10 protein-coding genes are annotated in these 11672 nt (G+C 47.5%); 4 read left to right on the top strand and 6 right to left on the bottom strand.

The features are described 5' to 3' along the window. Window position 1: 1 nt before the first annotated feature. From K7B07_RS06625 to K7B07_RS06610, 4 genes are all read right to left on the bottom strand, one after another. Window positions 2-2731 carry a TonB-dependent receptor gene (locus K7B07_RS06625; protein WP_223708418.1) on the bottom strand — a complete coding sequence of 910 codons (2730 nt, stop codon included), beginning with the start codon at window positions 2729-2731 and terminating at the stop codon, window positions 2-4. A gap of 85 nt (window positions 2732-2816) precedes the next feature. Beyond that, window positions 2817-3029, bottom strand: a complete 213-nt coding sequence (locus K7B07_RS06620) for a helix-turn-helix domain-containing protein (protein WP_223708417.1) — start codon at window positions 3027-3029, stop codon at window positions 2817-2819. 3 nt (window positions 3030-3032) lie between these two features. Continuing rightward, window positions 3033-3578 carry a DUF2975 domain-containing protein gene (locus K7B07_RS06615; protein WP_223708416.1) on the bottom strand — a complete coding sequence of 182 codons (546 nt, stop codon included), beginning with the start codon at window positions 3576-3578 and terminating at the stop codon, window positions 3033-3035. Window positions 3579-3625: 47 nt separating this feature from the next. Beyond that, the gene (locus K7B07_RS06610) at window positions 3626-4240 is read right to left on the bottom strand and encodes a DUF2975 domain-containing protein (RefSeq protein WP_223708415.1); all 615 of its coding nucleotides are present in this window, start codon (window positions 4238-4240) and stop codon (window positions 3626-3628) included. Window positions 4241-4410: 170 nt separating this feature from the next. Between K7B07_RS06610 and K7B07_RS06605 the strand changes: the two genes are divergently transcribed. Further along, on the top strand, window positions 4411-6231 hold the full coding sequence (locus K7B07_RS06605) for a hypothetical protein (RefSeq protein ID WP_223708413.1): 1821 nt from the start codon (window positions 4411-4413) through the stop codon (window positions 6229-6231). On the opposite strand, the gene K7B07_RS06600 is transcribed toward K7B07_RS06605, so the two are convergent. After that, window positions 6225-8012 (bottom strand): MutS-related protein, encoded by a 1788-nt coding sequence (locus tag K7B07_RS06600; protein ID WP_223708412.1) that lies wholly within the window; start codon window positions 8010-8012, stop codon window positions 6225-6227. The genes K7B07_RS06605 and K7B07_RS06600 overlap by 7 nt on opposite strands. A 74-nt stretch (window positions 8013-8086) precedes the next feature. Next, window positions 8087-9127 (bottom strand): tRNA dihydrouridine synthase DusB, encoded by a 1041-nt coding sequence (dusB, locus tag K7B07_RS06595; RefSeq protein ID WP_223708410.1) that lies wholly within the window; start codon window positions 9125-9127, stop codon window positions 8087-8089. Window positions 9128-9205: 78 nt separating this feature from the next. Between dusB and K7B07_RS06590 the strand changes: the two genes are divergently transcribed. The 3 genes from K7B07_RS06590 to K7B07_RS06580 are packed head-to-tail and all read left to right on the top strand — an operon-like array spanning window position 9206 to window position 11610. Continuing rightward, window positions 9206-10156: a CPBP family intramembrane glutamic endopeptidase gene (locus K7B07_RS06590; protein WP_223708408.1), complete on the top strand. Its 951-nt coding sequence runs from the start codon at window positions 9206-9208 to the stop codon at window positions 10154-10156. After that, a complete protein-coding gene (locus tag K7B07_RS06585) occupies window positions 10146-11081 on the top strand; it encodes a phosphatidate cytidylyltransferase (protein ID WP_223708406.1) in 936 nt (311 codons plus the stop codon). Before K7B07_RS06590 ends, K7B07_RS06585 begins: the two co-directional genes overlap by 11 nt. Continuing rightward, a complete protein-coding gene (locus K7B07_RS06580; protein WP_223708405.1) occupies window positions 11035-11610 on the top strand; it encodes a Crp/Fnr family transcriptional regulator in 576 nt (191 codons plus the stop codon). Before K7B07_RS06585 ends, K7B07_RS06580 begins: the two co-directional genes overlap by 47 nt. Window positions 11611-11672 lie beyond the last annotated feature (62 nt).

Below are 11672 nucleotides of genomic sequence, written 5' to 3'. Positions count from 1 at the left end.
GTTATTGCTTGATGTTATTAAATTTTGTAAAGCTCCAGGTGGCACCCACCATAAAAAAGCGGCGTATGGTGGTGTACCGGTTCTCGGAGAAGAACGTGTTGCTGGCGGTACGCGAGTAACCGTTGTTCTCATTCAGTATATCATTGCAGGAGATCTTGATCGTCAGCTGATCGTTCTTCAGGAAGTTCCGGCCGATCCAGGCATTCCAGATAGTCCGGCTGAAGTTGTCGCTGAAGGCCCTGCTTTTCTGTTGCCACAGATAATTCAGGTCGGTATGCAACTGGAATTTTTTCAGGAAATAAATGTCTGCCGAAGGCGTAAGGTTGTAAAAGAAATAATTGTTATCGCTCTCCGGCTGCAGCGAAGACGTATTAACCGTGTAACCTCCGTTGCCGGTAAGATAAAAACTGTACTGTTTTATCTTGGTTTTAAAGAATTCCAGCCCCAGCGTATAGGTGGTGTAGTTGAGCTTGTTGACCGCATCATTGATCCGGCTGAAGGTCTTCCCGCCGTTAATACTTCCATAGGCCCCTGCCTGAAGGTCCCAGCCCTGTATCTTTTTCGAGTAATAAAGACTGGCGGTATAATTCTGATTGGTATAACCATTCATATTCACAAACTGATAGGTGTAGGCTCCGGAGCTGTCTACCAGTATGCTGTTAATGATCGGGTTGCTGGTCCTGTTATAATTGGCATATCCGCCGGCATAGGTCTGGGAAACGATCTTTACCGTATTGTAATAGGCCGTCAGGTTATTGGAGAAGCTGTTCTTAAGCTCCAGGTTGGGCAGGTAAGTGGATAGCTGCCCGTTGTTAAAGGCAAAGGGCAACAGCTGTGTACGCTCCGGGTTGGTGGTGTTGCCGTTATAACTGATGTTCAGATTTTTGTAGGTACTGAATTTATAATGGATGCTTGCCTGCGGATTCCAGTTCCAGAACTGCTTCTCAAAGTTCAGCGGGTCAAGCTGATCTTCAATGTTCATTTTTACCAGTTTAACATTATTGCCGATTTTGGCAATTAATTTTTTGGAAGCATAATTCAATGCAGCACCTGCCTGGTTGCCCCAGATGGTTGAACGCATCAGCGTACTGAAATCCCTGTCCAGCGTGGCCCCGGAAGGGTCCTGTACCAGATTGTAAGAGCGTTTATCATCGCGGGATTCGTCATTGTTGAGTTTATAATTTACGATCAGCGACAGCTTCTGGCTCAGCGGTTCCGTATAGTTTGCATTAAAGCTCAGCGTGCGCCAGTCGTCGTTCATCTTCCGCTGCAGGTGGAGCAGCACAGCACTGTCCCGTACACCCTGATCATTATAAAACTCACTCTGGGAGCTGCTTTCGCCGCGTGAGGCATCGTTTGAAAAATTATTGTTCAGATAAAAGGAAATCGTTCTGCCGTATTTTTTTAATTTTTTCTCCCAGGACACATTCAGGTTGTAGGTGTTGAAGTCGTAATCACTGTAACCGGAGGTCTGGTTGTTGTACAGCAGGCTGCTGTCGCCCCGCAGGTTCCGGGTCATCCCGTTGTTTTTGTTCTTATTGTTATTGATGGTACCGTCTGTATAGATCGTTACTGTGGAAGTGGTATCAAATTTATGAATGTACTTGGCGTTGACTTTATGACTGCTGCTGCTGTTTTCAAAATGATTGTCAGCATTACTGAGGATAAGACCGGTTGGCAGGTTGTTCTGGGAAATGGTATTGTCATCCCCTTCTACATTGGTTATATTAAATTTGTAGTTGCCGTTGATGCTGTTCTTATCCTCGCTCCATTTTTTATCATAATGCAGTCCGCCGGAAGTTACTTTGGGCAGCCCTTTGCCGGAATAAGTGCCATTGCCCTCTTCATCACTTCCGATCTTTTCCTTGTCTGCCGAACCCAGGCCTGTACGGCCGATATTGCTGGTAGTACCGTAAACCGCCATTTTCCGTTTGCCTTTAAAGGCATTCAGCATGCCCTGGGCATTATAATGTTGATCTGTGCCGCCGCCGGCCTCCGCCTTGCCAAAAATCCCGTGGTTCTTATCCTCCTTTATCTTCAGATTAATGGTCTTATCCTTTACGCCGTCCTCGATACCGGTGAAAGCAGCCGCATCGGATTTTTTGTCATAAACCTGAACCTTGTCGATCATGTCGGCCCTGAGATTCCGTGTAACAAGGGTAGGGTCATCGCTGAAAAATTCTTCGCCGTCCACCAGTACCTTTTTAACCTTCTGACCCTGCGCTGTGATATTGCCGTACTGGTCTACCTGAAGACCTGGTAATTGTTTCAGCAGGTCTTCTACCGTGGCATTGGGCTGCACCTTAAAACTGTCGGCAGTATACTCGGTGGTATCCCCTTTGAGCTTTATCGCGCTGACCTGGGATTTTACAATAACTTCCTGTAGTAATTTTTCCTTGAGGATCAGTGATAGCCGGTTCATATCGAACAGGTTATTTTTTGCTTCCCGCATGGAAACCCGGTGGGAATAATCGGCGTACCTGGGATAGCTGAAAAAAAGGACATATGCTGCTGTATCGCTGATATTGGGAAAGCGGAAACGCCCGTCCTTATCCGCCCGTGTATCGGCCACTATAAAAGAATCCTTTGCCTGAAGGAGTACGACGGAAGCATTGGTCAGCCGTACATTGGCGCTGCTGTCTACCACAATGCCGGTAATCTCGGTTTTTTGGCCATAGGCTTGGGCGCAGAGGAAAAGCAGCAACACAAATCCCAGGTATGTTCTTGTCATTTAAGGTCAATTTTATTTAAGCTTACTGTTAGTCGTTCTAATGCAAAAAAAGTTACAAATAACTAAAAGAACTATTAAAATTTCTTTAGCTCGTCTCTTTCTGGTATTCCAGGATATCACCCGGCTGGCAATCCAGCGCTTTGCAGATCGCTTCCAGCGTCTCGATCCGGACCGCCTTGGCCTTGCCGTTTTTTAAGATAGAGAGGTTCGAAAGTGTAATGCCCACTTTTTCACTCAGCTCGTTGAGCGACATTTTCCGCCGGGCCATCATCACATCTAAATTGATAATTATGGGCATTGGTTATACGGTTAAATCATTTTCCGTCTGAAGTGCGATCCCTTTTTTAAAGATATGTGCGATCACAAAAAGTATTACGCTCATAAAGATCCATACATCAGCGCCTCCCAGGCTTAATGCCTGAGCATCCGGCATTTTTACGTTCCGTTTTATCAGCCACTCACTGTATTCAACACCCCATAAGGAAAACAGACCGGTGAACAGGGCAATGCAGGCACTTGTAAGGATAAAACGCCGCACTGCCTCATTAAAAGGCTGACTAAGGGTGAGCTTTTTGTTGTACAGGGTTTTTATGATAAGGTAGAACAGCCATGCTTTCATTGTTGTTACAATACCCAGTATCAGGGTCATTACAAAAAAATAGCCCCGGTCGTAATGAAAGAGGTCGGTCAGATCGGCCTGCTGCCAGAGCCGGGTCACTATTGACGGAGCTGCCAGCGCAAAAAAAGAATTGGCAATGAAACCACCGGCTTCAATACATATGCCCACAAATAATATCCATACAACGATCTTCAGGACCGTCAGGACCCAGGTTGTATTTGTTCTCATTTTATAACTATTTATCATGAAAGGTCGTTTATAACAGATGATCGAAATTAAATGGTGAACTCCTGTTCCTGCTGCAGCTCTACGCCGCGTGCATATACAAAGGCGATCACAAAAATGATCAGCCCGGTAATAAGGTCATCGCCGAAATGCATTTCAGGCCGGAACCGCATTGCCGGGAACTGGTGATCAAGGATGGAGCGCATCACCAGGTAGTCCATAATGCCCACAAGTTCGTTGGCAATAAATACCAGCGCCAGCAACCGCAACAGCCGGATGATCTTTAAATGAAAAGGACCCGCCTTGCTGATCGTTTTCAGGATGCGCAGCAGTAATCCCAGTATGGCCAGGCTGATAAAAAGGTAGACGGTCCGTATAAAAACAAGATAATAACCTGCCGGGGTATTGGGATAGGGTTGAAAAAGATAGCTGCTGATCTGCTGATAGAAACCTGTCTGTTTTTCATTGGTGATCACCTGGCTGGCTGCCGTATTGCCGAATGCACGTACTGTAACGGCGTTTGAAGGGTTCAGGTTTTTATCAATATCAACCCCGGATAACTTCAAAGCGGAGATCACCAGGAAAAAGACAATGATCAGCAACAACAGGTAAAAGCCGATACGGATAATGATCTTTAAAACAGTTATTGTGATTTTGAGAGTCATTGGAGATAGTTTTACTCAAAGATAAAGCGATATTTATCATATTTCAAAATAAATTTATTGTAAATCAATAAATATTTTTCGATAAATAAAAAAATATCACTTATTGAAAGCTGATTTTTAAATGTGCGGACATGCCCGGAAATGCGATATTTGTATGAAAATCATTGGGTATGCGCTCTTTTTGGCTAACTGTTTTTTTATTGAATGTTTTATATGGATCCGGCCAGCCAACCGTGAACGGATACCTGGATAACAGCGCCATCAGCAGTACCTATGCAGATACAGCCCTGTACCATACAGGGAATATCTATTCGGTCCGCTATTATAAAATGATCGGGAAAAATGAAGTGAAATCTCCTTTGATGCGGATGAAGAACGGGTTGTCTTTTTTACCGGAGAGCTATACAGAATACCTGCCCGATGGAAGACGCAGCTACCGCGAGACGTATGGGGGAAATACTACCGCAATGGAAACCTACCACTACGACAGGAACTCCGGGATGCTCTTACTGCTGGAACGTACAGGGCAGCCGGAAAGCACGTATTACTGGTTATTTTATGACAGGCACCCGTTCCTGAAGGAAGCGATCACCGTTCAGACCGACAAAAAGAAACGATTCCGGTTTCAATCTTATGAACAGTACCGTGTTACCGCTACCGGTGCAGACACGCTGGTGCGGATCACGGGTTATGGATACGATACCATTGCCGGTTCTGAAAAAAGTTACCGGTTCGCCTATCCCTACCTTGTAAAACAGCTGCCGGAATACCAATCAAAATGGCAGCGCTTCCGGCTGACAGGCGGCAGTTACAGACCGGTTGAGACCAAAGGATATATTTTTGATGACCGCAGCGTGAATTTTACCTATGATGCAAACGGTTTTATTACTGCTGAAGTATGGTATAAACCCGAGGGCAGGCTGGAGAATAAAACAGAATATTATTATACGGATGATTACGCGGAGCGGACGGAACAGCGCTACCATATGCTGGGTACCGAAAAGTCGTTAAAGACTGTTCGCCGCTATAATAAACAGGGCGATATCCTGTTTGAACAGTCAACCGAGTATACCGGCAATCTTCAGAGTATTAACAGCTATGAATATATTTATGACAGCCTGGGTAACTGGGTGGAACGGAGGGCATACTACCAGCCCCGTGAAAATGGTGTATACGGAGAAAAACAACTGATCCGGCATGAGCTCCGGGACATCACCTATTTTTCACCGGGATCAAAAGTGCGGCAGACGGTACTCCCGGAGCAACAATTTGAAAGCTACCTGGCCAGTATAAGAAATCATATTCCCGCGCGTGCTGCGGAAAAGAAACAGCAGGCGGATGCGTTTAACAGGGCGGTGGAAACCGGTGATTATGATACGGCGATCACAAAGACCACCGCAGGAACGCTCACGGCATTTGCCCCGCGCTACTGGACCCTGCGGGACAGCGCCTTCGGCGACCTCGACGGCATAGAAGGGGATGAAGCCGTAGCGGTATATAAAACGCCCCTGCCGGCAGAGATGGGCTTTGCCTCCTGCCTGGCTGTCTTTAAAAAAGAACAGGGTCAATGGAAGCTCTGGCATCAGACCGTTATGCCGCTGCTGGGCGATCAGAACGGGGGCATGATGGGCGATCCTTATGATGGCGTTGCAATTGCAAGACGATGCATTGTGATCAGTCATTTTGGAGGCAGCCGTCAGAAATGGAATTATACCCACCGCTACCGGTTCCAGAGTAACAACTGGTACCTGGTGGGGGCAGCGGTGCATTTCGGTGCGCCCTGTGATTATATGGATCAGCTGGATTATAACCTGTCCACAGGAGATGTGGTGATCCGTCACACGACCGAGGATTGTGAAAAAGAAACGATAAAAGAAGGCGGCTGGACCGAGCGGATGAATTTAAAACGAAAACCCCCATTAATGGATGATTTTATACCCGGTGAAACGGAATTGCGATTGGTGAAACGGAAGCTGACCTACTATTACTGATCGATAACCCCCAGTTTTTTCATAAGATAGGAGGCGCTGAGTTTGGTACAAACTCCGTCTTTTAGTTTATAATCAAAGATCAGTTCATCATTGATGATCTCAGATTCAAACGCTTTGTTGGAAATATAACGGGGATAATCCTGTATAAGATCGGCCACTACCACATCGTGTGTGGCAATGATACCAAATGTGTCGAAGCCGGCCATTTTCCGGATAAGACCGATAGTGCCATTGCGCTTATCGTTGCTGTTTGTACCGCGCAGGATCTCATCCAGGATCACAAATGTGCTGTTCCCTTTTTCGAGATGTTGTACGATCGTTTGCAGCCGTTTCAGTTCTGCATAAAAGAAGGATTCGCTTTCCTGCAACGAATCGGTGATGCGCATGCTCACATAAACATCAAAGGGGTAAAATACAAACCGGGAGGCGGTTACGGCGGCACCGCACCGTGCCAGTACGAGGTTCATGCCAACGGTTCTTAAGAAAGTGCTCTTCCCGCTCATATTGGAGCCGGTAAGGATGATGAATTTCTGTTGCCGGAAATCCACATCATTACAGATTCGCTTCTCTGCTCGGATCAGGGGGTGCCCCAGGGATGTGGCCGCCAGAGTCGGCTGGCTGCTGACCCCGGGAAAACAGTTATCGGGATTGTTGAACGAAAAATTACCCAGACTGCCGAGTGCTTCAAACTGTCCCAGTATTTCTAACCAGGTATGGATGTGTGCACCATGTTGCTTTTTCCAGGTCCCGAGGCGGTACAGGATGTGGATATGAAAAAGAAAAAGGCCATTGAGCAGGATACTTACCAGCAGGTTCACGATGGATTCAAGATATTCAAAAAGTGTTGCCAGTTTTTGTAGCTGCCGGGAAGCGCCGGGGGCATCAATGGTCAGTTGTTGCTGGGCAGTCTTTAGCAACGGTGATTGAAAGGATTGTATTTCGATCAGCTGTAGCTGATGCTTATACGCCGCAAGGATTTTATTTACCGAAGTGGAGACGGTTAGCTGTGCCGCAATTTTTTTTCCGAAAGAGAAGGCGATAAACAGGTTCAGAACAAAACTGATATAGATGATCCGGAACACTTCATTGCTGTCGGAAATAAATACGTAGTACAGCAGGCTGCTGATCGTAACCAGTGGCAGCAGCATCAGCAGCAGGTATAAGGGCTTGCTGATGCCTGTTTTTGCCGAATGCACCCAGCTCATCAGCTGGTTCAGTTCCTTTTCCCTGTTCTCCTGCAGGCTGCCTTTTGCATACAGCTGCTGACGGAAATCATTCATAGCCGCCAGCTCCTTTACGGCTTCCTGCCGCTGAAGAATGGCGGCTGTATCGGGGTTCAGCAGCAGGCGGGCCAGTTCTTCCCTTCCAAAGGAGGTGCTGCAGCGGTTGAGATGGGCATACAGGCCGCCTTCTCCAAACAGATCCAGGTCGTATGAATAAGGGTGATGCGGGTCCTCATATGTTTTGCCGTTCGGATAAGACGAGCGGTTGGTGTCCAGGAAGGTGATCTCATCAGCATTATATTTGGCCAGTGCCTTGTAATAAGCGGTCCTTTGCTGCAAGCGGTCGTACCATTTCACTACTACCAGGAATGCAATAAAAAAAATAACGGTGGACGTGATGGTTACCGGACTTCCTGTCTGGGTGGCGCGGTAGGCCAGGTAAATAAAACTGATAAACAGCAGCAGCCGGGAGAGGCTCAGTAAATTGGATTGCCGGGAGAGCTGGGTTGCTTTGTCGGTATATTGAGCAAGTAACTGTTTATATGTGCTTTGTTGCATGTTTCTTTGTTCATGGTTGATTGTTTATGGTTGATGGACGGCTATGAACGATGCTCCGTATTACCATGAACACATTAATTGACCGGGCATTTTTCATGATAATTCACCAGCTCAATAGGCGTGGCTTCCATTTCAAGACCGGAATATTTTTCAATGATCTCATCCAGTACTTCAAGGATGGGGGCTTCTTCGGCAAGTCGCACCAGCTTACTCCGGTATTCTTTTATATTAGGTAACCCTTTCAGATAGTTGGCATAATGACGGCGCATTTCATTGATACCGACAACGGGACCTTTCCATTCCAGGCTTTTTTGTAAATGCTTGCGCACTACATTTACCCGTTCTTCAACAGTAGGTGGTGCCAGCAATGTGCCGGTCTGTACAAAATGCTTTATTTCCCGGAAGATCCAGGGGTAACCTATAGCGGCACGGCCGATCATGATACCGTCCACACCGTAGCGGTTCTTGTATTCCAGCGCTTTCTCCGGACTGTCGATATCCCCGTTTCCAAAGATGGGGATCTTTATGCGCGGATTGTTCTTTACTTTACCGATCAGGGTCCAGTCGGCCTCGCCCTTGTACATCTGGCAACGGGTACGGCCGTGGATCGCCAGGGCTTTGATGCCCACGTCCTGCAGGCGCTCTGCTACCTCTTCAATGTTTAGCGTGCTATCATCCCATCCCAGCCTTGTTTTTACGGTCACCGGCAGCGAGGTGGCTTTTACCACTGCTTCGGTAAGACGCACCATCAGGTCGATATCTTTCAATACACCCGCCCCTGCTCCCTTCAGGGCCACTTTCTTTACCGGGCAGCCGAAATTAATGTCAAGCAGATCGGGCTGGGTCACATCCACGATCTTTGCGGCCAGGGCCAGGCTGTCCTCATCACCTCCGAAGATCTGGATGCCGATGGGACGTTCATAATCAAAAATGTCCAGTTTCCGGCGGCTTTTTATAGCATCGCGGATCAGTCCCTCGCTGCTGATGAACTCGGTATACATCAGGTCGGCCCCGTTGTCTTTGCACACGGCGCGAAAGGGCGGGTCGCTCACGTCCTCCATGGGAGCGAGCAGGAGCGGAAAATCCGGTAATGATATATTGCCTATGTTTACCATGTTGAGCGATCAGTTGTGCGCTGTCTGCCACCGGCATTCAGCATTTAAAACGGTCTGCTGGAAGAAAATCAACTATTTTTGAGCCGCAAAGGTACGATTTATTTTTTTGATGTTATTATGACGGATCCTTATAAGAAAGATGTGTCCTATTCAGCGGGATTTTTTATGCTGATTGCTTTTGGGGTGGCTGGACTGATGTTCGCCGGGATTTTAGGCGGCGTCGTTTTTAAGCTGATGACCGGAAAAGATGTGCTGACAATGATTAAAGCCCTGGGGGATCCTGCCTACCTGAGGGAAACGCAGGTGATCCAGACACTGACCGCAGTTGTGGGGTTCCTGATCCCTACGATCGTAACGGCTTCATTCTTAAGTAGTAAACCCTTTAAGTTGGTAGGATCTGGTGAAAAAATGGTGTTTGGACAATTGTTATTTACGATCCTGATCATTTTTTGCGGAATGGCGATCAGTGCCGGTCTGGGGCATCTGAGCTACCAGTTGCCGCTGCCCTCCTGGCTGGAGACGCGTTTCCTGAAACTGGAAAATACCTATGTTACGCAGGCTGCCGGAATGGCGAGCTTTAAGAACATTCCGGAGCTGCTGGTTTCGCTGATCGTATTGGCGCTGCTGCCTGCTGTTTGTGAAGAGTTCTTTTTCAGGGGCGGGTTGCAGAATTTTATGTACCGGAGTACAAAAAATGCCTGGGTTTCAGTGATCGTGGTCAGTCTTATTTTCAGCGCTGTACATATGTCGGGATATGGCTTTCTTTCCCGGTTTGCACTGGGTGTGATCCTGGGGCTGATCTATCAGCTGTCCGGCAATATCTGGTTGAACATTACAGCGCATTTTATCAACAATGGTCTGGCCATCATTATGATGTACACCCAGGTACAGGCAGGCAAAACCATTGCTGAAGTGATGAATGATAAAAGCGGCAGCTATGCAGGACTGATCGCGGTTCCCGTAGTGATCCTGCTTTTTGTGCTGATGCACCGGAAAATACAACAAACAAGAAGCACCGATGGCATTTAACTGGAAAACCTTCTGGACCAGGGCCTTTACCGCATTGATCTTTGTGGCGGTAATGATGGCGGGATTGCTCTATAATGAATGGAGTTTTTTACTGCTCATCACACTTATTCATTTCGGATGCTGGTGGGAATACCTGAAACTGATCGAAAAGATCTTTGGTGTTTCTTTTCATGTATATATAAAGCTTGGTTTTTGTCTGACCGGCTATCACCTGCTGCTGCTCTGCTGCGGGTTATTGCAGTTGTCCGGTTATGCGCTCTCTTCCAGTTTCTCACTGCCGTTCCTGCTTGCAGGACTGGTGTTGCTGGTTACCGGCATGTTTAAACAGCGGCTTCATCTGAAGGCATTGGGTGCGGCCGCACTCGGATTGTTTTATATTTCGCTGAGCTGGGCCCTGTTGTTGTTGTTGCGTTATACAACGGATATCAACATCATGAAGGATGCGGCACAGGCGGCCCGTTCCGGTTTCTTTATTCCTGTTTTGCTGATCGCTGCTATATGGATCAATGACACCTGCGCCTATCTTGTGGGCTCGATGATCGGAAGAACACCATTCTCAAAAATATCACCTAAAAAAACAGTGGAGGGAACCATAGGAGGGATGCTGCTTTGTGTTGCGGCCATCACCCTTATACTGCAGTTCTGGTTTCAATGGCAGGTGCTGCTGGCCATCTCACTGATCGCAGCGGTTGCGGGTACTGCCGGTGATCTGCTGGAGTCCAAGCTCAAACGTATGGCTGGTGTGAAGGACAGCGGGAGCATTATGCCCGGACATGGGGGCTTTATGGACCGGTTCGATTCGTTGCTGGTCACCATCCCTTTTGTGTGGTTGTTCTTTGCAGTTTTATCCTGGTTCCTGGGCAATATACAATTACATCATGGAACACCTGTTGCGTTATTTACGATCCCTGGCTCCGGTTACTGAGGAGGGCTGGCAATTGCTGCAGCCTGCGCTTTCTGCAGTGCACTATAAAAAGGGCGCACTGCTGCTGAAGGAAGGCCAGGTGTGTCAATCGCTGTACTTTATTGAAAAGGGATATTGCAGAAGTTATTACCAGCTGGATGGGCTGGAAAAAAATACCGGGTTCTTTTTTGAAAATGATATAGTGACGAATATTACCAGCTTCGGAAACGGACAGCCTTCGGAATATTTTATTGCTGCCGGCGAACCGCTGGAGGTGATTGTTTTTGACAAAGCGCTGTTACAGGAAGCCGCCGGGCGATCACCCGAGATCGAGGCTCTGGGCCGGGCCTGCATCCGGATATTTGCAGCCCGGCAGGAGGCTTTTGCGAACCTCTTCCAGCTATATACGGCAACGAACCGGCTGGAATACCTGGAGCATCATTATCCTTTCATGTTGCAACGTGTGCCGCTTACCCGGCTGGCATCTTTTTTAGGTGTTGCCCGGGAGACCCTGAGCCGGATACGGAGCCGGCGGAGAATAAATCCATGAGATTTTTTTGTGATTATTGTCACAGCCCTTTTTCGGGGGCTGTGTTAGCTTTGCTGTATCGT

This window comes from Niabella beijingensis (assembly GCF_020034665.1).
GTDB lineage: Bacteria > Bacteroidota > Bacteroidia > Chitinophagales > Chitinophagaceae > Niabella > Niabella beijingensis.
The sequence above is the reverse complement of the archived record's forward strand: the minus strand, read 5'-3'. Positions and strand labels throughout refer to the sequence as shown.

Excerpts from the sequence above, each read along its gene's own strand:
- K7B07_RS06625 (WP_223708418.1), bottom strand. The coding sequence starts at position 2,731 with ATGACAAGAACATACCTGGGATTTGTGTTGCTGCTTTTCCTCTGCGCC.
- K7B07_RS06620 (WP_223708417.1), bottom strand. The coding sequence starts at position 3,029 with ATGCCCATAATTATCAATTTAGATGTGATGATGGCCCGGCGGAAAATG.
- K7B07_RS06615 (WP_223708416.1), bottom strand. The coding sequence starts at position 3,578 with ATGAGAACAAATACAACCTGGGTCCTGACGGTCCTGAAGATCGTTGTA.
- K7B07_RS06610 (WP_223708415.1), bottom strand. The coding sequence starts at position 4,240 with ATGACTCTCAAAATCACAATAACTGTTTTAAAGATCATTATCCGTATC.
- K7B07_RS06605 (WP_223708413.1), top strand. The coding sequence starts at position 4,411 with ATGCGCTCTTTTTGGCTAACTGTTTTTTTATTGAATGTTTTATATGGA.
- K7B07_RS06600 (WP_223708412.1), bottom strand. The coding sequence starts at position 8,012 with ATGCAACAAAGCACATATAAACAGTTACTTGCTCAATATACCGACAAA.
- dusB (WP_223708410.1), bottom strand. The coding sequence starts at position 9,127 with ATGGTAAACATAGGCAATATATCATTACCGGATTTTCCGCTCCTGCTC.
- K7B07_RS06585 (WP_223708406.1), top strand. The coding sequence starts at position 10,146 with ATGGCATTTAACTGGAAAACCTTCTGGACCAGGGCCTTTACCGCATTG.
- K7B07_RS06580 (WP_223708405.1), top strand. The coding sequence starts at position 11,035 with ATGGAACACCTGTTGCGTTATTTACGATCCCTGGCTCCGGTTACTGAG.